We start from the raw sequence: 22,929 nt of genomic DNA, 5'->3' as shown, positions 1-22,929 counted from the left end.
TCATTCTATTCTAACATCGCCCAAAATGCACGGATTAAGGGTTGTTCGAGATTCCTTTTTTGGGTACAAATAACCAATTCAAAAGGCTCAATAGGTTTATCGAGATTAAGTCTGGAAATTTGGTTATTCATTGGGCTATTGTCAATTACTGCATCGGGTAACATCGCTAATCCGAACCCCAATCCCACCATGGGAACAATCCCTTCATGCCCCGCAACGGTAGCATAAATTTTCGGGTGTTTAATCTGTTTCTCCCGCAGCCATTGTTCAATCCGTTGCCGAGCATGCCCTTCAACAGGGAAAATAAAAGGCATTTGCTGCCAATTAATGGGGTTTTCCTGCAGTAATTGTGTCGCCAAACAAGCCACACGCGGTGCAATTAAAGATAAGCTAATATCATCAATTTTATGAAATACCACACTGGATGGCAGATTATTCGGCTTACCCGCAATAGCGAGGTCAACTTGTTGCGTTTGAATCAACTCTAAAGCAAGCGCTGGATCACCCGTCGTCAGCTGAATTTCCACTTTAGGATAACGCTGGCGAAATTCTTTAAGTACGTGCGGAAGATGGCTATAAGATGCGGTTACAGAGCAAAAAAGTTTAATTTCACCGCAAAGTTCATCAGATTCATCTTTCAGTTGTTGTTTAAATTGTTGCCAGCTTTGCCATTCTGTTTTAGCAAATTGCAAAAATTTCTCGCCATATTCAGTGAGTTTAACTTGGCGATTATCACGGATAAAAAGTGTCTTCCCTAACTCGTCTTCCAATCGTTGAATTTGACGGGAAAGCGTAGAGGGGGACATGTGGTTTTGGGTGGCGGTTTTGGCGAAGTTTTGGGTTTCTGATAATTTGATGAATAAGTTGAGATCGTTGAAGTCCATAATAATATCTATTTTATTTAAGTCAGGGTTTCGCCTGACGGCGACTTACTTTCTTTTGCTTGTACAAAAGAAAGTAAGCAAAAAAATACACCCCAGTTAAATCGCTGATCTTTGCTTTATTTCAATTTTCTTTACGGTAATTTTCTAAACTCACTGCGCTCAAACAAACGAAAATTGCCTAAAAATTGAAAGTCACAAAGGCGATTTATATGGGGCTTAAGATGTATTAGCACATTATTTGAAAGTGAAGTTGATTATAAGATTGTTTTTATAATGAAAAATATTCAATTTTTAACCGCACTTTAAATCAAAGAAAGAATAAAATATTTTCCCTTCTTTACCGCCTGAAAAATTGGAAATTTGTAGGAAATTTTCGTCTGTTTGAGCACAGCGAGTTCAGAAAATTTCCGTTAAGCAAATTTTCAATTTTTCAGGAAATAAGGCAAAGCAGGGTGTGCTTTCTTTTTGCCTACTTTTACTTTGCACAAGCAAAGAAAAAGTAGGTCGCTCATCGAGCGAAATACGATGCAATTCACAAAAAATAAAATAATTGCATAAATCGCAACATTACATTCCCATAATATCACTTTACGCAACAACAAAAAATCCTATAATCAAACCACAACAAAAAAATATGCAAACACAACATCATACAATTATCAACCTTACACAATTAAGGACAAAAAATGGCTAACTATTTCAACACATTAAATTTACGTCAAAAATTAGACCAACTAGGTCGTTGTCGTTTTATGGATCGCGAAGAATTTGCAGATGAAGCAAACTTCTTAAAAGGCAAAAAAATCGTTATCATAGGCTGTGGTGCGCAAGGTTTAAACCAAGGTTTGAATATGCGTGATTCTGGCTTAGATATTAGCTATGCCTTACGCCCTGAAGCGATTGCAGAAAAACGTGCGTCATTCCAACGTGCAACTGAAAATGGTTTTAAAGTTGGTACTTATGAAGAATTAATTCCAACTGCAGATTTAGTCGTAAACTTAACGCCAGACAAACAACACTCTAAAGTGGTTGCTGATGTGATGCCTTTAATGAAAAAAGACTCTGCATTTGGTTATTCACACGGTTTCAACATTGTTGAAGTAGGTGAACAAATTCGTAAAGACATTACAGTTGTGATGGTTGCACCAAAATGTCCAGGTACTGAAGTACGTGAAGAATACAAACGTGGTTTCGGTGTGCCAACATTAATCGCAGTTCACCCTGAAAATGACCCGAAAGGCGAAGGCATGGCGATCGCAAAAGCTTGGGCTGCTGCAACTGGCGGTCATAAAGCGGGTGTTTTAGAGTCTTCATTCGTGGCAGAAGTAAAATCTGACTTAATGGGTGAGCAAACTATCCTTTGCGGTATGTTACAAGCAGGTTCTATCGTATGTTATGACAAATTAGTGGCAGACGGTAAAGATCCAGCATACGCAGGTAAATTAATCCAATACGGTTGGGAAACCATTACCGAGGCATTAAAACAAGGTGGTATCACATTAATGATGGATCGCCTATCAAACAGCGCAAAATTACGTGCATTTGAACTTGCTGAACAAATCAAAGAAAGCCTTGGTTTCTTATATTACAAACATATGGATGACATCATCAGCGGTCACTTCTCTGCAACAATGATGGCTGACTGGGCAAATGGTGATAAAGACTTATTCGCATGGCGTGAAGCAACGGGTAAAACAGCCTTTGAAAATGCACCAAAATATGATGGCAAAATTAGTGAACAAGAATACTTTGATAACGGCGTATTAATGATCGCAATGGTGAAAGCTGGCGTGGAATTAGCTTTTGAAGCTATGGTTGCAAGCGGTATTTATGAAGAATCAGCTTACTACGAATCACTTCACGAATTACCATTAATTGCGAACACCATCGCTCGTAAACGCTTATACGAAATGAACGTGGTAATTTCAGATACTGCAGAATATGGTAACTACTTATTCTCTAACGTAGCGACCCCAATTCTTGCAAAAGAAATTATCCCTAACCTTCAAAAAGGTGACTTGGGCGAGCCAACTCCAGCAGTGGAAATCGACAACATCACCTTACGCGATGTAAACGATGCAATTCGTAACCACCCTGTTGAATTAATCGGTCAAGAATTACGTGGTTATATGACTGATATGAAACGTATCGCCGTTGCAGGTTAGTGCTGAATTAAACCAAATAACAATCCGCATGTAAAAAGTGCGGATTGTTATTTTTAGAAGCAATTAGCAATCTTGTTTGCCATAAGAATCTTGGCGAAGAATGTGACGAACACCTTCATCAAATTCTGCTAATACGCGATCTGCATCTTTTGGATCTTTGCCACGCGCATCCAAGTAGAATTTAATTTTTGGTTCAGTACCTGAAGGACGAGCAATTAAGCGTCCGCCATTTTCCAAGTTAAATACAAGGATATCGCTTTGACGATCTGTTTTAGTATGGTCGATAAATTGTGCCACTTTCACGCCAGCGATTTCTGCTGGTGGATTGTTACGAAGTGCGGTCATTAATTTTCCAATTTCTGAAAGATCGCTTACTCGAATAGAGATTTGTCCACTCACATAAGCACCAAATTCTTTGGTAAATTCATCAGCATAATCTGCTAAAGTTTTGCCTTGTTTTTTCAAGTTACGCACAAGATCTAAGAACACGATTGCCGCAGAAATACCGTCTTTATCGCGTACTTTGTCTGGGTCAACTAAATAGCCCAATGCTTCTTCAAAACCAAACAATAAGCCAGATACTTTACCGATGTATTTGAAACCAGTTAAGGTTTCTTCTGATTGGAAACCGTATTTTTTTGCAATTTCAGCGAGCGCAGGAGAAGAAACAAGTGAGCAAGCCAATGTGCCTTTTTTGCCTTGATATTGTTTTGCTAAGTACCAACCTAAGAAACAGCCTACTACGTTGCCGTGTAGTGATTTCCAGTTGCCTTGCGCATCAGGCACCGCAACGGCTAAACGGTCTGCATCTGGGTCATTAGCAATGATAAATTCAGCATTCTTTTCTTTTGCCACTTTAATTGCTAAATCTAATGCGCCTTTTTCTTCTGGATTTGGGAAATTCACAGTTGGGAATGTGCCATCTGGCCAAACTTGATCTGCGACTACGTGAGGTTGTGGTAAGCCTGCTTTTGCTAGCGTTTTACTTAAAACTTCATAACCCACACCGTGCATAGCGGTATAAACATAGTTAATGTCGCAAGCTGGCTCTTTAGCTAATGATGCAGTTTTTGTAATGTACGCATCTACCACTTCATCATTTAACACTACATAATTATCGCTACGTGGTAAATCTTGGATATTGCCTGCCGCAACTTTATCAATTAATGCTGCGATGTCTTTATCTGCTGGTGAAACGATTTGACCGCCGCCATTTGCTTTACCTAAATACACTTTATAGCCATTATCTTCCGGTGGGTTATGGCTTGCTGTTACCATTACACCAGCAGTGGTATCAAAATATTGGATAGCATAAGCTAAAACTGGAGTCGGTAATTTGCGTGGTAATAAATAAGCTTTTACGCCTGCACCGGCCATAATTTCAGCTGTGTCACGGGCAAATACATCAGAGTTTTTACGGCCATCGTAACCAATTACGATAGACGGCTCTTTATCGTAGCCTTTTAAATATTCCGCTAAACCGCCAGCAGCTTGAGAAACTAACACTCGGTTCATCCCCATTGAGCCAGCTTGTAAACGGCCACGTAAACCTGCCGTACCAAATTGTAAACGACCATCAAAACGCGCATGTAATTCTGTTTCTGCCGCTTTATCTCCGCCTTTTGCCGCATCTAAAAGTGCGGTTAATTCTGCACGAGTTTCTGCGTCAGGATCTTGGTTTAACCAATTTTGCGCTACATGAAAAAGAGTTGTCATAGGATCATCCTTATTCTCTTGAAATAAATAAATCGCTGCTAGACTAGCCGAAATCACCCAAAATGGGAACGGATAATTATCAAAATTTTGATCTACTTAACATTTTTTATTCACGCAATCGGTTATCTGAGCGAATTAGGAAAGCCGTTTGTTGCATAGGCATTTATTTGAAAAATTCGCTATAATACCGCCTTAACATTTACGGCAAAATTTAACCGCACTTTAAGGATTTTCAATGTCATCCCAACCTCGTTTCGTCCATCTTCGCACGCACACAGATTTCTCGATGATCGACAGTATTGTCAAAGTGAAACCTCTTGTGAAAGCTTGTGCTGCCAATGAAATGGTTGCTATGGGATTAACGGATTTTACTAATTTTTGTGGTGTGGTGCGTTTTTATGGCGAAATGCTTTCTTCGGGGATGAAGCCAATTATCGGGGCAGATGTAAAGGTCAAAAGCGCATTGTGTGGCGATGAATACTTTGATCTTACTTTGCTGGCTAAAAATAACGAAGGCTATAAAAACATTACATTATTACTCTCAAAAGCCTATCAGCGCGGTTACGATGACTATCCTTATATCGATCAAAATTGGTTAATTGAACATCGCGAGGGCGTGATTATTTTATCGGGAGGGACGCAAGGCGATGTAGGTAAAAAATTGTTGAAAGAAAACGTAGCCGAAATTGAAAGTGCGATTGCTTTTTACCAAGAGTTTTTTGCTGATCATTTTTATCTTGCACTTACGCGCACTGGAAGACCTGATGAAGAACGTTATATCCAAGCAGCATTAAAATTAGCTAAAAGTCATGGATTGCCTTTGGTCGCGACGAACGATGTGATGTTTTTGAAATCTGATGATTTTGAGGCCCACGAAATTCGCGTAGCGATTCACGATGGCTATACTTTAGACGATCCTAAACGTCCAAAACGTTATACCCCACAACAATATTTCCGCAGCGAAGAGGAAATGTGCAAGTTATTCGCTGACATTCCTTCCGCTCTCGAAAATACCTTATTAATTGCGCAGCGTTGTAGTGTGACTTTGCGCCTTGGTCAATATTTCTTGCCTCAATTCCCGACTGGAGATTTAAGTACAGAAGATTTCTTGGTGCAAAAAGCCAAAGAAGGTTTGGAAGAACGTTTAGCTTTTTTATTCCCTGATGAAAAAGTGCGGTTAGAAAAAAGACCAAAATATGATGAACGCTTGCAAGTTGAGTTGGATGTGATTAACCAAATGGGATTTCCAGGTTATTTCTTGATCGTAATGGAATTTATTCAATGGTCGAAAGATAACGACATTCCTGTTGGTCCGGGTCGAGGTTCTGGTGCGGGTTCATTAGTGGCTTATGCATTAAAAATCACTGATTTAGATCCGCTAGAATTCGATTTGCTTTTTGAGCGTTTCTTAAATCCAGAACGTGTGTCTATGCCCGATTTCGACGTGGATTTCTGTATGGATGGTCGCGATCGAGTGATTGAGCACGTTGCTGAAACTTATGGCCGTGGCGCTGTATCACAAATTATCACCTTTGGAACCATGGCGGCGAAAGCTGTTATTCGAGATGTAGGACGAGTGCTGGGGCATCCGTATGGTTTTGTTGATCGTATTTCAAAATTAATTCCGCCAGATCCTGGTATGACGCTTGCGAAAGCATTTGAAACCGAACCACAATTACAGACCGCCTACGACAGTGATGAAGAAGTGCAAGCATTGATTGATATGGCGCGTAAGCTGGAAGGCGTGACACGTAATGCAGGTAAACATGCTGGTGGCGTGGTCATTTCGCCAACCTTAATTACTGATTTTGCACCGCTCTATTGTGATAATGAAGGCTTACATCCGGTTACTCACTTTGATAAAAATGATGTGGAATATGCGGGGCTTGTGAAATTCGACTTCCTAGGCTTGCGCACTCTCACTATCATTAAATGGGCATTAGATATGATTAATGCTCGTATGGAGCGTGAAGGCAAGCCTCGAGTAGATATTGCCTCCATTCCACTTGATGATCCTGAATCTTTTGAATTACTTAAACGCTCCGAAACCACCGCTGTGTTCCAGTTGGAATCGCGCGGAATGAAGGATTTGATTAAGCGCCTGCAACCGGACTGTTTTGAAGATATCATCGCGTTGGTGGCATTGTTCCGTCCTGGTCCGTTGCAATCAGGCATGGTGGATAACTTTATCGATCGTAAACATGGGCGAGAAGAAGTGTCTTACCCAGATGCAGAATATCAACATGAAAGCTTGAAACCTATTCTTGAGCCGACCTACGGTATTATTTTGTACCAAGAACAAGTGATGCAAATTGCGCAGGTGTTGGCTGGCTATACCTTGGGTGGGGCTGACTTATTGCGTCGAGCAATGGGTAAAAAGAAACCAGAAGAAATGGCAAAACAGCGCTCTGTATTTAAAGAAGGTGCAGAGAAAAACGGTGTTGATGGTGAGTTATCCATGAAGATTTTCGACTTGGTGGAAAAATTTGCTGGCTATGGTTTTAATAAATCTCACTCCGCTGCTTATGCCTTGGTATCTTACCAAACCCTTTGGCTCAAAACTCATTTCCCTGCGGAATTCATGGCTGCAGTGATGACATCTGAAATGGATAATACGGATAAAATCGTAGGGTTATACGATGAATGTTTACGTATGGGCTTAAAAGTAACGCCACCAGATATTAATATCGGCAAACACCATTTTAGCGTCAATGAACAAGGTGAAATTGTGTATGGTATTGGCGCGATTAAAGGTGTGGGAGAAGGTCCGATTGAAGCACTTGTGACGGCAAGAAATGAAGGGGGGATTTTCAAAGATTTATTCGATTTATGCGCTCGTGTAGATTTGAAAAAAATTAACCGTCGTACCTTTGAAAGCCTAATTATGTCGGGCGCCTTTGATAAATTAGGCCCACATCGCGCCGCACTTTCTAAGAATTTGGAAGACGCGCTTAGAGCTTCCGATCAGCATGCGAAAGATGAAGCAATGGGGCAAACGGATATGTTCGGCGTGCTGACAGAAACCCATGAAGAAGTGGAAAATGCCTATGCCAATACACCGCCTTATACCGAAAAACAAATACTTGATGGTGAGAGAGAAACCTTGGGGCTTTATTTAAGTAGCCATCCTGTTAGCCGTTATTTGAAAGAACTTTCTCATTACACTTCAACTCGCTTAAAAGATCTTGCACCAAATCGTCGTGGACAAATTAGCACTGTGGCGGGGCTAGTTGTGGCATCGAGAATTGCGATGACGAAAAAAGGCAATCGGCTAGGTATTGCTACATTGGATGACCGTTCAGGTCGCTTAGATTTAACATTATTTGGTGAAAGTCTAGAACAATTTGGTGAGAAATTGCAAAAAGATACGGTGATTGTTGCTTCAGGGCAAGTGAGCTTTGATGATTTCTCTGGTGGCTTGAAAATGACGGTGCGCGAGTTAATGACCTTAGATGAGGCACGTTCTCGTTATGTCAAATCCTTAGCTATTAGTCTTTCTGAGCATCAAATTACACCAAGTTTTATTAAACAACTTAAAGCATTACTTGAGCCGGTGAGTGGTGGAACGTTGCCGATTAACGTGTATTATCAAAGTCCGAAAGGCCGTGCGTTGTTACGTTTGGGCGTGCAATGGTCGATCATTCCAACGGATGAAATTCTGACGGAATTGGTGAATTTACTTGGCGAAAGTGCGGTGGAATTAGAGTTTGAATAATACAAAGGCGTGAAAAATATCACGCCTTTTTTATAAGATTAACGTAAGAAATAACGATAAGATTTGCTTTCTGTTACATCTTCAAAAACATAATTGAGTTGGGCAAGTGCCTGTTCAAATTCTGCTTGTTCGCGTTCTTCAATTTGGAACCCAGCAAGGATATTTCCATAGTCCGCGCCGTGGGCACGATAGTGGAATAATGAAATATTCCAACGATTTTGCAAGGTTTCTAGAAATTTCAATAACGCACCTTTTTGCTCTGGGAATTCGAACGTATATAAGCGTTCATTATCATTGGCTGCTCGCCCCCCCATTAAATAGCGAACATGCGTTTTCGCAATATCATCATCAGACATATCCTCAACATCAAAACCATTTTTAGTGAGGTCTGCAATAATGTCTGCTTTTTCTTGCTCATTTGTAGTTCTTACTCCGACAAACACACAAGCGCGTTTATCATCTGCATAACGATAACTGAATTCAGTTACAGCTCGGTTACCTAATACATAAGCAAATTTTAAGAAACTACCTGGTTGTTCAGGCATGGTCACGGCTAATAAAGCTTCTCGGTTTTCACCGATTTCACAACGTTCAGATACATAACGTAATGTGTGGAAATTCAAGTTCGCGCCAGACAAAATTGCCGCCATATTTTTGCCTTCAATATGGTTTTGTTTCGTATATTTTTTCAAACCGGCTAAACCTAATGCACCTGATGGTTCTGCAACAGCACGAACGTTCTCAAACAAATCTTTCATTGCTGCGCACACTTCGTCACTATCGACCAATACCATATCATCAAGATATTGCTGGCATAGACGGAATGTTTCGTCACCAATGCGTTTTACGGCAACACCATCCGCAAATAATCCAACATGCGTTAAATCTGTTGGTTCACCTTTATCGAGAGCGGCTTTTAAGCATGCAGAATCCTTTGATTCTACACCGATGATTTTAATTTCTGGCATAAATTGCTTAAGCAAAATTGCTACACCTGCAGCTAAGCCACCGCCGCCGACTTGTACAAACACATAATCCAAATCTGTCACTTGTTGTAGTATTTCCATTGCTAATGTGCCTTGTCCTGCGATCACTAATGGATGATCGAATGGAGGAATAAATGTCATATTTTTTTCTTTTGAAAGCTCAATCGCTTTTGCTTTGGCTTCATCGAAATTAGCACCGTGCAACAATACCTCACCACCAAAACCACGCACAGCATCCACTTTAATGCTTGGGGTGTTTTGTGGCATGACGATCAATGCTTTTAAGCCTAATTGTTTCGCTGATAATGCCACGCCTTGTGCATGGTTACCCGCAGATGCCGCTATCACTCCTGCTTCTTTTTGTTCTGCTGAAAGGCTAGAAATCATTGCGTAAGCACCGCGTAGTTTAAAACTATTTACTGGCTGACGGTCTTCACGTTTAATCCAGATATTATTGTGCAGTCGTTCAGAAAGTTTTCCCATTTTTTGTAAAGGGGTCACTTGCGCAGCTTCATATACGCGCGAACCAAGTTTAACAATGGCATTGATATAATCTGATTGAGAAGGTTGAGGATTGGTGAGTAGGTTTTTCATAGTATTTCTTTTATTCGTTTATCTTCGATATGAATGATATTGAGCCCTTCGGCATCATAATTTCGGTTAGAGCGACCTTCAATACCTATTTTGAAATCTTCATCTAATCCATCTTGTTTTAAAACTAACGTAAAAATTTCGGGATGATGGCATGAAACAGCATATCCTTTGCCATTATCCAAATGGATAACACCAAAATCTGCTGACGATGTAGCTACTTGAACTTTTCCCCATTCACTTAATAATTTTTTAGCTTGTTTTGCTAAATCTTCTTCGGGTTCAAGTAAAATAACGCAAGTTCCATTTTCAAACAGCACCCAAGACTTCTCATTTCCATTAATGCTATCTTTCCAAACATCAATTAACTTTTTGTTATAAGATGATGTACCAATCCCAACTATTTCTTTTTTCTTAAAAAAATCGAGAAATCCCATTAGAATCTTCCTATATTTATTTCAAAACACGTAGAAAAATGACCGCACTTTGCCTATAACAAAAGGCACGCGTTAGAAACGCGCGCCATCTTGTTAAATTATTTTAACAATGTTTTATCGCGTACCGCACCTTTGTCCGCTGAGGTCGCGAAGTGACCGAATACTTTCAATGCGAAAGAGACTTCACGTTCACGGTGAGCTGGTTGCCAACCTTTTTGATCTTGTTCAGCTCTGCGTGCTGTGAGTTCTTCATTACTGATTTCTAAGTTAATTGCTCGGTTTGGAATATCAATGTTGATAATATCGCCATCGCGTACTAAGCCGATTGCACCGCCAGAAGCAGCTTCTGGTGATGCGTGTCCAATAGACAAGCCTGATGTACCACCAGAGAAACGACCATCCGTTAATAAAGCACATTTTTTGCCCAAGCCCATCGATTTTAAGTAACTGGTTGGGTATAACATTTCTTGCATACCTGGTCCGCCTTTAGGACCTTCGTAACGGATAACAACGACATGGCCTTCTTTGACTTTGCCACCTAAAATGCCTGCAACCGCATCTTCTTGGCTTTCAAATACGATTGCACGGCCGGTGAATTTCCAAATAGATTCATCTACGCCTGCAGTTTTAACGATACATCCGTCTTCAGCGAGATTACCGAATAATACGGCTAAGCCACCTTCTTGCGAGATCGCATTTTCTTTATTGCGAATACAACCGTTTACACGATCATTATCGACGGTATCCCAGCGACAATCTTGTGAGAATGCTTGAGTTGTGCGGATGCCTGCAGGGCCTGCACGGAAGAATTTATGTAATTCTTCATCTTGATTGCGAATAATATCGTATTGGTCTAGTTGTTCTCCCATGCTCATTCCAAGCACGGTGTGTGTATTTTTATGAATTAATCCAGCGCGATCTAATTCACCTAACAATCCCATAATACCGCCTGCACGGTGTACGTCTTCCATGTGGTATTTATTGGTGTTTGGTGCAATTTTGCTTAAACAAGGTACTTTGCGGGATAAACGGTCAATATCTTCCATTTTAAAATCTACGCCGGCTTCTTGTGCTGCTGCTAATAAGTGTAAAACCGTGTTGCTTGAACCCCCCATTGCGATATCGAGGCTCATTGCATTTTCAAAGGCATCAAAAGTACCGATTGAACGAGGTAATACGCTTGCATCATCTTGTTCGTAATAACGTTTGCAAAGTTCGACAATTTGACGGCCCGCTTTTAAGAATAATTCTTTGCGGTCTGCGTGAGTGGCTAACATAGAACCATTGCCTGGTAAAGATAAACCTAAGGCTTCAGTTAAGCAGTTCATGGAGTTTGCGGTAAACATGCCAGAACAAGAACCACAGGTTGGGCAAGCGCTACGTTCAATAGCATCAATGCGTTCATCTGACACATTCGGATCGGCTGCTTCAATCATCGCATCCACTAAATCTAAGCGGATTAATTGATCAGAAAGTTTAGTTTTACCCGCTTCCATTGGGCCGCCTGAAACGAAGATAGTTGGAATATTTAAACGCATTGCCGCCATTAACATTCCTGGGGTGATTTTGTCACAGTTGGAAATACACACCATCGCATCAGCACAGTGCGCATTGACCATATATTCCACGCTATCAGCGATTAAATCACGGCTTGGTAAAGAATAAAGCATCCCGCCGTGTCCCATCGCGATACCATCATCCACCGCAATAGTGTTAAATTCTTTTGCTACGCCGCCCGCTTTTTCAATTTCAGCAGCAACAAGCTGTCCCATATCTTTTAAATGCACATGCCCAGGCACAAATTGGGTGAAAGAGTTCACCACCGCAATAATCGGTTTACCAAAGTCATTTTCTTTCATCCCTGTTGCACGCCATAAGGCACGTGCACCTGCCATATTACGACCTTGTGTACTGGTCGCTGAACGTAGTTTTGGCATAAATAATCTCTCCGAGTAAAATTTTAGGGTTTGTTTGTGTGATTAATTTCTTCGTTAATTGAGACTGCCAAATCTCCCCTTCCCCTCTTTGCTAAAGAGGGAGAATTTCTTTAGTAAGTGGATAACCATTGCTTCATTCACATTCTAGTGTTGTTAAAGTTCAACACTAATACTTAAATTTATCTCAATTCAATCCCCTCTTTAGCAAAGAGGGGAAGGGGAGATTTGGCAGAAGAAAAGTCGAAGAAATTATTTGATAAAATATTCTTAATTAACCATTAAAACATCTGGCAGCTTAACCAACTGATTAACCAATAGATCTAAAGTGCGGTCAGATTTTACGGTGATTTTTAACCGCACTTGGGTTTCAATTAGTGTCATGTCCATTGTTGTAACGGTAAACCCGCGGTGACGTGCTACGCGTAAAATGCGTTCTAATACTTCTGGACGATGGCGAGCGACGAGTTCAAGTTTATATTCATTCATTAGTTCATCTCCTCTACCATATCCGCGTTACATGCCCCCGGTGGAACAAGTGGCCATACACATTCATCAGGTGGAATGCATACTTGTAATAAATAGGCTGTTTTGCTGTTTAATAATCGGTTGAGTGCTGCATTCACATCATCGGCTGACTCAATACGTTCTGCAGGAATACCGAACGCATTAGCGAGCATCACAAAATCTGGGTTGTCGTCTAAAATCGTTTCACTGCGACGTTTATTCCAGAATAAATCCTGCCATTGGCGAACCATACCTAAGCGTTGGTTATCCAGTAGCAAAATTTTTACCGGTAAATTGCCACGTTTGATTGAACCCAATTCTTGGATATTCATCATGAGTGAGCCATCACCGGTAACTAAAATGACTTCATCTTGTAGGCGTGCTTTTTTTGCCCCCACAGCAGCGGGTAAGCCAAAGCCCATTGTGCCGAAACCTGCCGAAGTAATGTAGTTCTCTGGCGAAAAATGCTTCATATGTTGCGCTGACCACATTTGATGCTGACCTACATCGGTACAAATTACCGCATTATCTGGTTTGCGATTAGATAGGGTGTTGAGTAATGCCCAAGGATCAATCGGGCGATTGCCTTGATTTTCAACATAAGTGAAATCTAATTTTGCTTTGAAATTTCTGATTTGTTCACGCCAAGGTTCAATATCAAGCTCTTGTTTGAGTGTATTAAGTGCTTGGATTAAATCCCCTTGTAGGGCAACATCTGCACGGCGTAATTTATGAATTTCCGCTGCATCAATATCACAATGAATCACTTTAGCGTGAGGAGCAAAGGTATCGAGTTTACCTGTTACACGATCGTCAAAACGAGCACCGCATACGAGTAATAAATCACTTTCTTGCACGGCAAAATTAGCAGCTTTCGTACCATGCATACCAATCATTCCCATATACACATCATCGTTTGGATCAATTGCACCTAAACCTTTTAACGTTGAGACGGATGGCATTTGGGTCTGGGTTAAAAATTCGCGTAAGGCAGGAATAGCCTTCGCCATACCAACGCCGCCACCCACATAAAGCACCGGTTTTTTAGCATTTTTTAATAATTCTTTTGCTTCAGCGAGTTTATCTACTGAAAGTGCGGTCGGTTTTTCTGGTGTTTTAACGTAGGCTTTTATATTTACAGGTACTTTACCAACTTGAATATCACGAGGCACATCAATAAGAACGGGGCCAGGACGTCCGCTTTGGGCAATTTCAAAGGCTTCCGCAAAAACATCGGCTAATTCATCCGCACTTTGCACGATAAAGCTGTGTTTAGTGCAAGCAAGAGAAAGTCCTAGAACATCCGCTTCTTGGAACGCATCCGTGCCGATTAATGGAGAGGAAACTTGACCGGTAATGGCTACAACTGGAATGGAGTCCATCATGGCATCGCCTAATCCTGTGACTAAATTGGTTGCGCCAGGGCCTGATGTTGCAATACATACGCCCACTTTTCCTGTGGAGCGAGCATAACCAATCGCTGCGATGGCAGCCCCTTGTTCATTACGACAAAGTAAGTGATCTAAGCCTGCGTCATAAAGGGCATCGTAGGTTGGCATGATTGCGCCGCCTGGATAGCCGAAAAGAGTCGTGACGTGGTGTGCTTTCAGGCACTCCATGATGAGTTGTGCACCTGTCATTGTGTTTGTTTCCTGTTGTTTTTATTTTGGGACAAGTTCAGCATTGTAGCGAAATTTCGAGTCATTGGTAGGGTTTAGCGCGAAAAAAACGAAAAAAGTGCGGTGAAAATTGGCTTGTTTTGAATGTTTATGTTCTTTTTATTAAAAAATCCGTGAATTTTTACCGCTCTTTGTGCTTATTTATTGACTGATGATTAGATTTCATTATATTGAAACTCCTTTCATTTTTTTATATAGGATAATTTATGGCGCACTCAGCCCAAAAAGCGCAAAAGCGTGAGACTTTTTCTGGTCGTCGTGCATTTATTATGGCCGCGATTGGTTCGGCCGTCGGTCTTGGTAATATTTGGCGTTTCCCTTATACCACTTATGAAAATGGTGGTGGAGCATTTATCATCCCTTACCTTATCGCGTTGTTAACCGCAGGGATTCCTCTTTTATTTTTAGATTATGCAATTGGCCACCGTAATCGTGGTGGTGCACCACTTTCTTATCGCCGTGTTAGCCCGCACTTTGAGGTATTTGGTTGGTGGCAAATGATGGTGAATGTCATCATCGGACTATATTACGCCGTGGTATTAGGCTGGGCGGCAAGCTACACATACTTTTCTTTCACTGGAGCATGGGGCGATAAACCAATTGATTTCTTCATCGGTGAATTCTTAAAAATGGGCGACATTAAAAACGGTGTGAGTTTTGAATTTGTCGGTATGGTAACTGGCCCATTGATTGCGATGTGGATTGTTGCGTTAGGCGTGCTGTCTATGGGCGTTCAAAAAGGGATTGCTAAAGCATCTTCTGTATTAATGCCAGTGCTCGTTGTAATGTTTATGGCGCTTGTGATTTATTCCTTATTCTTACCAGGTGCGGCAAAAGGTTTAGATGCATTATTTACGCCAGATTGGTCGAAACTTTCTAATCCAAGTGTGTGGATTGCGGCCTATGGGCAAATCTTCTTCTCTCTTTCTATCGGCTTTGGGATTATGGTGACTTACGCCTCTTATCTTAAAAAAGAATCCGATTTGACTGGTAGCGGCTTGGTTGTAGGTTTTGCTAACAGTAGCTTTGAAGTATTAGCGGGTATCGGCGTATTTGCAGCATTAGGTTTTATTGCTACTGCGCAAGGTCAAGAAGTGAGCGAAGTGGCAAAAGGCGGAATTGGTTTAGCATTTTTTGCGTTCCCAACCATCATCAACAAAGCACCATTTGGTGAAGTGCTAGGCGTATTGTTCTTTGGATCATTAACCTTTGCGGCATTAACTTCATTTATCTCAGTAATTGAGGTAATTATTTCCGCAATTCAAGATAAAATTCGTATTAGTCGTGGGAAAGTAACGTTTATCGTGGGTGTACCAATGATGTTAGTTTCTGTCATCTTATTCGGCACGACAACAGGTTTACCAATGTTAGATGTGTTCGATAAATTCGTGAACTATTTCGGTATCGTTGCCGTGGCATTTGCTTCTTTAATTGCGATTGTAGCAAATGAAAAACTGGGTTTATTGGGTAATCACTTAAATGAAACTTCATCTTTCAAAGTAGGTTTCTTCTGGCGTTTATGCATTGTATTAACGAGTGGTGTTTTAGCATTCATGCTTTTCAGTGAAGGAGCAAAAGTCTTCTCTGAAGGTTATGAAGGTTACCCAAGCTGGTTCGTAAATACCTTTGGCTGGGGAATGTCTATTAGCTTACTTGTCGTGGCGTTCTTCCTTTCTCGCTTAAAATGGAAAAGCGACACCAAGTTAACCATTGATGAAACTAAAGGAGAATAAAATGAGTACTGGTGCAATTATTATGATGATCGTGTCTCTCGCTTTGGTATGGGGTGGATTGGTTTACGCCCTAATTCGATTACCAAAAGAAGAATAATCATAAATCTGACCGCACTTTGATCTGTCCCCAAAAATTTTGGCTAAATAACCAATTGATTAAGGTGTAGATTATTAACAAACATTATTCGATATTATTTAAGGGGCTGAAGCAGATTAACATAATTGCTAATCTACTTCAGCCTCTAATATTTTTAATGTTTATCTAATATTAATGCTAATTTTATATAAAAAGCGTTGTAAGCTTATATATAAGATATGGTAGATAAGAATAAAAAAGCGACTTACTTTCACATAAGTCGCTTTTGGGGATAACCTAACTAAGTATGTTTAGGTCTGAAGAAAATCATCGTAAAGATTTGCCAGAAGAAGGCTAGTGCACCGAAGATGAATACCACATCACCACCTAAACGAACCCAACGTAAGGTATCGAATAATGGTTGTTGCATAAATTCTTCACTACGTGCATACCATAAACCTTCAGAGATACTTGCATATCCTTGGATAACACCGATAGGTAGTAAGCTTGATACGATCATCAGTACTAAACCACCGTTTAGTAACCAGAAGCCCCATTTCATTAACTTATCGTTAAATGGTGTATCCGGACGTAAATAACGAGCAATTAAGAATACGAAACCTAATGCTAAGAAACCATACACACCGAATAATGCCGCATGCGCGTGAACAGCAGTCGTGTTCAAGCCTTGAACATAGTAGAGTGAAATTGGTGGATTTATTAAGAAACCAAATACACCTGCACCTAACATATTCCAGAATGCGACAGCTACGAAGCAGTAAAGAGGCCATTTTAAACGGTCCATCCAAGGTGTTTTTTGTTGCATCGCCCAGTGTTCCCAAGCTTCATGACCTAATAACACTAATGGAACCACTTCAAGTGCTGAGAATGACGCACCTACTGCGATAATTGGTGTGGTTGCACCTGCGAAGTATAGGTGGTGGAACGTACCAGGAATACCGCCGATTAAGAATAACGCTGCTTCAGTAATGGTTGCCACCGTCGCAGTACGACGTGAAACTAAACCTAAACTTACGAAGATGAATGAAAGCGCCGCTACAGAGAACACTTCAAAGAAGCCTTCTACCCATAGGTGAACTACCCACCAGCGCCAGTATTCCATCACAGAAATGTGAGTATGCTCGCCGTAGAATAATGCAGGGCCATAGAATAAGCCGATTGCAATAACAGAAGCGAAGAATAACGCTAATAAGTTTTTATCACCCGGTTGTTTGAATGCGTTCACTGTACCGCGAAGCATTAAGACTAACCAGAATAAGATACCTGCAAATTTCACCGCTTGCCAGAAACGACCTAAGTCAATGAATTCGTAACCTTGGTGACCGAACATGAAGCTCCATTCTTCAGGAAGAATATGAGCAATCGCTAAGTAGCTACCAGTGAATGAACCTATTACTAATACTACTAATGCCCAGTATAGAATATCTACGCCTAATTTCTGGAATTTTGGATCTTTACCGCCATTAATGATTGGTGCAAGGAATAAACCACCAGCAAGGAAGGCCATCGCAATCCAGAATAAGGCTGATTGAATATGCCAAGTACGTATTAATGAATAAGGAAAATATTGGGAAATATCAATACCGTAGAATTCTTGACCTTCAACGGTATAGTGAGCAACAATCGCCCCTAAGTTCACTTGCAGTAAGAATAATGCAAGCACAGTAAAGAGATATTTGCCTAATGCGCGTTGAGAGGGGGTAAGTTGTAACTTTGTAAGTGGATCGAACTCAGGTGTTGGTGGTTCTTTTTCATCTTCACGTTTTTTGAATGACCAAATCCATACCACAAAACCAATACCTGCAATTAGGAATACCACGCTCGCAATTGACCAAATCACGTTTTCTGGTGTTGGCACATTATTGATTAATGGTTCATGTGGCCAGTTATTGGTATAGCTTGCATTTGTATTTGGGCGTTCAGCTGAAGCAGTCCATGCTGTCCAGAAGAAGAATTTTGTTAAGTCTTTACGCGCTTGTAAGTCAGGAAGGGTATTATCCTTCATGGCGAAGTGTTCACGAGTGACTTTAGTGGCAGGATCATCGCCGTATAAAGAAATGTAGTATTGTGCAGTTTTTTCCATTGCCGCTAAACGGGTGTTAGAAAGCACAACGGTGCCGTTTTCAACTTTGCTGCCGCGATATTCTTTGGTTAAACGCGCTTTTAATAAAGTTTGTTGTTCATCATTTAAATCTGCAAAGTTTTTACTAAACTCTTGATTCGCTGTAATGTCCAACCAATTAGTTAATTCACGGTGAAGCCAATCTGCCGTCCAGTCTGGTGCTTGATATGCACCGTGCCCCCAAACAGAACCCACTTGCATACCGCCAGTAGTTTGCCAAGCTGTTTGACCATGTAAAATTTCATCGTGAGTAATCACTTTTTCACCTGATTCAGAAACATATTGTTGCGGAATTGGTGGTGCTTCACGATAAACTTCAAACCCATAGTAACCGAGAATGGAGAAGGCTCCAATCAATACGGCGACTAATAGGTACCAGAACTTTTTATACTGTCCCATTTTATCACTCCTAGGTTATTGAAAAATTAACTTCCTATTTAAAATCATAGGTAAATATTTTACACAAAGCAAAATACCTGACTAATTATATCGGGTATTTAATTGCTAGAATAATACCTCAAACAAAGTAATTGACTAAATTGGTAGGTTATTTTGATTGATATCATCAAAAAAGCTCAGCTAAAAAATGTTTTAACAGTTTTTCAATTCCCAAAAGTATTGCCTTTCTACTAGAAGTAGTAGTTAATTTAAGTATGTAAGAAAAGGTTTAAAAATTTGAGTTTGGTGTAAGATATCAATGTTTAAGTTAATTTATGTACAGTCTAAATTTATAATAGTAGATTTACTTTGACTAAGTGCAGTTATTTTTTATACCCATGGAGTTAGAATGAAAAAATATTTCTTGTCATTATTTGCCTTACCTATTTTTTGTTTCGCTCAAGAAGAACCCATAAATCCCGCATTGCTTGGATTAGGTCAGGCTTTCTTTTTTGATAAATCACTTTCTCACAATAAAACACAGAGTTGCTCTACTTGCCATATGCCTGCAGCTGCTTTTGCGGATTTGCGCGAAAATGATATAGGTAAAATGGTTTCACAAGGTGATGATCCGACAAAATTTGGTAATCGCAATACACCAACTGCAATTTATGCAAAATATTCCCCTGATTTTCATTTCGATGAAAAAATTAAGGATTATGTTGGCGGCCAATTCTGGGATGGTCGAGCAAAACATTTAGCTGAGCAGGCGGGGGGGCCTCCTCTCAATCCTGTTGAAATGGGCATGAAAGACAAAGCCAGTGTGGTAAAACGTATTGCCGAAAATCAGGCAGTGAAAGACTACATTACCAAGCATTGGGGCGAGGAGATTTGGCAAGATGATGAGAAAATTTATGCCATTATGGAACAGGCACTTGCTGCATTTCAGCAATTAGATTTGTTTGCTCAATTCAGTTCTAAATATGACCGCACTTTGGCAGGGCAAGATAAATTTACTGAGCAAGAGGCATTAGGCAAGGCGTTATTTTTTGATAAAGAAAAAACAACCTGTAGTAATTGTCATCAGCTGAATGAAAAAGATCATAGTGAAGAAACTTTTACAAATTATCGTTATTTCAATCTCGGCGTGCCGAAAAATGAGGTACTGATTGCACACAATAAATTAGGCGAAGATTGGGTGGATAATGGATTGTTAGATAATCCAATGGTGAAAGGTGATATCGCTCAAAAAGGCAAATTTAAAGTGCCGACATTGCGTAATGTAGCCGTTACCGCACCTTATATGCATAACGGCGTATTTAAAGAGCTGCGTACTGTATTATTATTTTTAGATAGCCATAATAATCCTGAGCGTAAGATAAATCCTGAAACGGGTAAACCTTGGGCGGCTGCAGAATATGCGCCAACGATAAGCCATAGCGATCTTAAAGGTAAGCCGCTTACTGATGCAGAAATTGATGCGCTGGAAGCGTTTTTGAAAACGCTGACTGATGCCGCCTATGATAAGGGTGGCGAGTAAGATAATTTCACCGTACTTAAAGCTAAAATTTAAGTCACATTTCTATGTTACAATTTATAGCATCATTTTAAGGGGGGATATATGTCAGAGAATTTGTGGCTTTTTAGCTTATTAGCAATAGTTGTTCTATTGATTTTATTGCTTATTCTGCGCCAGCAAAAATATACACATCTTCATCAAGAATTATCGAAAACGACTCAAGATTATAATCAACTTGCTAGTAAATTTGATGAACTTAGCAGCATCAAAAATCAGCTAGAGCAGCAAACCATCAAAGCTCAAACAGAAAGCCAAGGCTTGTTAGTTCGACTCAATGAGCGTGATGAAAAAATTCATTATCTCACTCAAGAACTGGATGAAGAACAATCTCGCCATTCCGCCATCGCGGAGCAAATTACTGCATTAAAAGAACGCTTCGGAATCGCTTCTGCGCAAGCGGAAAGTTTAAATGCCCAGTTGCAACATAGCCAAAGCCAGCTATCTCGTAAAGAACAGGAGCAACAACATTTAACTGAAAAATTGACCGCACTTTCCCAAGAGTTAACAGGATTAAAAACAACGTTAGCAGAGAAAGAAAAACATTTTTCAGAGCAACAACAGAACTTTGAACAATCTAAGCAGCAGTTGGGTGTGGAATTTCAAAATCTAGCCAATCGGATTTTAGATGAAAAAAGTCTATCATTTAGTCAATCAAATCAAACTGCCTTGGAAACATTGCTCAAGCCTTTCCGTGAGCAAATTGAAGGTTTTCAAAAACGTGTCAATGAAATTCACTCCGAATCCGTTAAAGGTAATGCAGGATTGGAAGCTGAAATCAAAAAAGTGCTGGAAATCGGTCTGAATATGTCGCAAGAGGCGAGTAATTTAACTTCTGCACTGAAAGGCGAAAAGAAAACGTTAGGCAACTGGGGCGAAGTGCAATTAGAACGAGCTTTGCAACTGGCTGGACTTGAAGAAAATGTGCATTACCGTGCTCAAGCACATTTTAAAGATGAACAAGGCGGACGTAATTACCCTGATTTTGTGTTGAATCTACCTGATGAAAAACACTTAATTATCGACAGCAAAATGTCGTTAGTGGCTTACGAAAGTGCCGTGAATTCTGACGATGTTTTTGAACGTGAGCGTTTACTAAAAGAACATATATCCGCATTGAAAAGTCATATTAATGATCTGCATAAGAAAGATTATAGCAATCTTATTGGCATGCGCAGTCCGAATTTTGTTCTTATGTTTATTGCGGTGGAACCTGCGTATATTGAGGCTTTAAAATCCGATCCTACTTTATTTAATTACGGTTATGAACGTAATGTCATTATGGTTTCTCACACCACCTTAATGCCGATTTTACGAACCGTAGCAAACCTCTGGCGCATCGAACGCGGTAATGCCGAGGCAAAAGAAATCGCTGAAAAAGCGGGTGAGATTTATAACCAAATTTGCTTAGTCGCAGAACGTTTAAGTAAGCTTGGTAATACGCTTTCCACCGTCAGCAACCAATACAACAGCACAGTCACCGCACTTGTTGGCCAACAAGGTTTAGTTGGCAAAGTAGAACGGTTTAAAACCCTTTCCTCAAAAGCGAATAAAACGATGCCAGAAGTGGAGTTATTGAATAATCAACTGGATTTGGCTAGGTTGACGACATTAGAGCAGAGAAATGAATAAAAAATAGGATTACCTCGCGATTTTATCTGACATATAAATAAAATAAGAATAACTCAATTTCCTTATTGCTATTTTCAAAAAAACTGCTATTTTCTTGCGGTTTTTTGTTTATTTAACCCACTATTTAATTTAGGAATAAAATCGAATGGAAGAGAACAAACCTGTTGATCCTTATGCGAAATATAACGAACAATCGAATATTATCGCGAAAATAATTTTTGCTAGTCGCTGGTTGCAAGTGCCGATCTATTTGGGTTTGATTGTCACTCTTGCGATCTACTCTTATAAGTTTATTAAAGGCTTATGGGCATTGGTGATTAATGTTAATGAGATGGATTCCAACACGATTATGTTGGGTGTGTTGAATTTGATTGATGTCGTGATGATCGCAAACTTGCTTGTGATGGTGACTATCGGTGGCTATGAAATTTTTGTATCCAAATTGCGTACGCGTAATCACCCCGATCAGCCTGAATGGATGAGCCATGTAAATGCGACGGTATTGAAGGTTAAACTTTCTATGTCTATTATCGGCATTTCATCTATCCATATGTTGCAAACCTTTGTGAACGCAAACAATACACCAGAAAAAACCATGATGTGGCAGTTATTTTTGCATTTAGGCTTTTTGGTGTCGGCAATTGCTTTGGCTTATACGGACAAAATTTTGTATAGCACAAGCCATAAAACGCATTAAAAATTTACCGCACTTTAACGCCATAATTAAATATAAAACGCCGTTCATTATTGAACGGCGTTTTGCTTTATGTAGATCAA

General features: G+C 40.2%; 15 protein-coding genes. 7 read left to right on the top strand and 8 right to left on the bottom strand.

What is annotated here, in order from left to right; translation table 11 throughout:
- Positions 1–5: 5 nt before the first annotated feature.
- On the bottom strand, positions 6–884 hold the full coding sequence (gene ilvY / locus DV417_RS08630; protein WP_118879391.1) for an HTH-type transcriptional activator IlvY: 879 nt from the start codon (positions 882–884) through the stop codon (positions 6–8).
- A 686-nt stretch (positions 885–1,570) separates the two neighbouring features.
- Between ilvY and ilvC the strand changes: the two genes are divergently transcribed.
- Positions 1,571–3,049 carry a ketol-acid reductoisomerase gene (gene ilvC, locus DV417_RS08620; protein ID WP_118879390.1) on the top strand — a complete coding sequence of 493 codons (1,479 nt, stop codon included), beginning with the start codon at positions 1,571–1,573 and terminating at the stop codon, positions 3,047–3,049.
- 63 nt (positions 3,050–3,112) lie between these two features.
- Here the strand turns inward: ilvC and DV417_RS08615 are convergent, their stop codons facing one another.
- Positions 3,113–4,765: a phospho-sugar mutase gene (locus DV417_RS08615; RefSeq protein WP_118879389.1), complete on the bottom strand. Its 1,653-nt coding sequence runs from the start codon at positions 4,763–4,765 to the stop codon at positions 3,113–3,115.
- A 235-nt stretch (positions 4,766–5,000) separates the two neighbouring features.
- On the opposite strand from DV417_RS08615, the gene dnaE reads away from it, so the two are divergent.
- Positions 5,001–8,480, top strand: a complete 3,480-nt coding sequence (gene dnaE / locus DV417_RS08610; protein WP_118808846.1) for a DNA polymerase III subunit alpha — start codon at positions 5,001–5,003, stop codon at positions 8,478–8,480.
- Positions 8,481–8,518: 38 nt separating this feature from the next.
- On the opposite strand, the gene ilvA is transcribed toward dnaE, so the two are convergent.
- The 5 genes from ilvA to ilvG form a co-directional block, all read right to left on the bottom strand.
- On the bottom strand, positions 8,519–10,060 hold the full coding sequence (gene ilvA / locus DV417_RS08605; RefSeq protein WP_118879388.1) for a threonine ammonia-lyase, biosynthetic: 1,542 nt from the start codon (positions 10,058–10,060) through the stop codon (positions 8,519–8,521).
- On the bottom strand, positions 10,057–10,494 hold the full coding sequence (locus DV417_RS08600) for a hypothetical protein (protein WP_065246380.1): 438 nt from the start codon (positions 10,492–10,494) through the stop codon (positions 10,057–10,059). Before DV417_RS08600 ends, ilvA begins: the two co-directional genes overlap by 4 nt.
- Positions 10,495–10,592: 98 nt before the next feature.
- Positions 10,593–12,431, bottom strand: coding sequence for a dihydroxy-acid dehydratase (ilvD, locus tag DV417_RS08595; protein ID WP_118879387.1), 1,839 nt, complete (start codon positions 12,429–12,431; stop codon positions 10,593–10,595).
- Between the two features lie 267 nt (positions 12,432–12,698).
- On the bottom strand, positions 12,699–12,917 hold the full coding sequence (ilvM, locus tag DV417_RS08590; RefSeq protein WP_118861848.1) for an acetolactate synthase 2 small subunit: 219 nt from the start codon (positions 12,915–12,917) through the stop codon (positions 12,699–12,701).
- Complete coding sequence (gene ilvG, locus DV417_RS08585; protein WP_118879386.1) at positions 12,917–14,575, bottom strand: acetolactate synthase 2 catalytic subunit; 1,659 nt, start codon at positions 14,573–14,575, stop codon at positions 12,917–12,919. Before ilvG ends, ilvM begins: the two co-directional genes overlap by 1 nt.
- Before the next feature lie 245 nt (positions 14,576–14,820).
- On the opposite strand from ilvG, the gene DV417_RS08580 reads away from it, so the two are divergent.
- Positions 14,821–16,347, top strand: a complete 1,527-nt coding sequence (locus DV417_RS08580; protein WP_065249276.1) for a sodium-dependent transporter — start codon at positions 14,821–14,823, stop codon at positions 16,345–16,347.
- Position 16,348: 1 nt separating this feature from the next.
- Positions 16,349–16,444 (top strand): methionine/alanine import family NSS transporter small subunit, encoded by a 96-nt coding sequence (locus DV417_RS08575; protein ID WP_005629210.1) that lies wholly within the window; start codon positions 16,349–16,351, stop codon positions 16,442–16,444.
- 280 nt (positions 16,445–16,724) lie between these two features.
- Here the strand turns inward: DV417_RS08575 and DV417_RS08570 are convergent, their stop codons facing one another.
- Complete coding sequence (locus DV417_RS08570; RefSeq protein ID WP_118879385.1) at positions 16,725–18,965, bottom strand: nitric-oxide reductase large subunit; 2,241 nt, start codon at positions 18,963–18,965, stop codon at positions 16,725–16,727.
- Positions 18,966–19,353: 388 nt separating this feature from the next.
- On the opposite strand from DV417_RS08570, the gene DV417_RS08565 reads away from it, so the two are divergent.
- From DV417_RS08565 to DV417_RS08555, 3 genes are all read left to right on the top strand, one after another.
- Positions 19,354–20,484 carry a cytochrome-c peroxidase gene (locus tag DV417_RS08565; RefSeq protein ID WP_118879384.1) on the top strand — a complete coding sequence of 377 codons (1,131 nt, stop codon included), beginning with the start codon at positions 19,354–19,356 and terminating at the stop codon, positions 20,482–20,484.
- Between the two features lie 81 nt (positions 20,485–20,565).
- Positions 20,566–22,152 (top strand): DNA recombination protein RmuC, encoded by a 1,587-nt coding sequence (locus DV417_RS08560; protein WP_118879383.1) that lies wholly within the window; start codon positions 20,566–20,568, stop codon positions 22,150–22,152.
- A gap of 145 nt (positions 22,153–22,297) precedes the next feature.
- Entirely contained in the window at positions 22,298–22,849 is a 552-nt protein-coding gene (locus DV417_RS08555; protein ID WP_118879382.1) for a TIGR00645 family protein, read from the top strand.
- Positions 22,850–22,929: the final 80 nt, after the last annotated feature.

This window comes from Haemophilus haemolyticus (assembly GCF_003490935.1).
In the GTDB taxonomy this organism is placed as follows: domain Bacteria; phylum Pseudomonadota; class Gammaproteobacteria; order Enterobacterales; family Pasteurellaceae; genus Haemophilus; species Haemophilus haemolyticus_M.
This window is presented reverse-complemented; position numbering and strand designations above follow the sequence as displayed.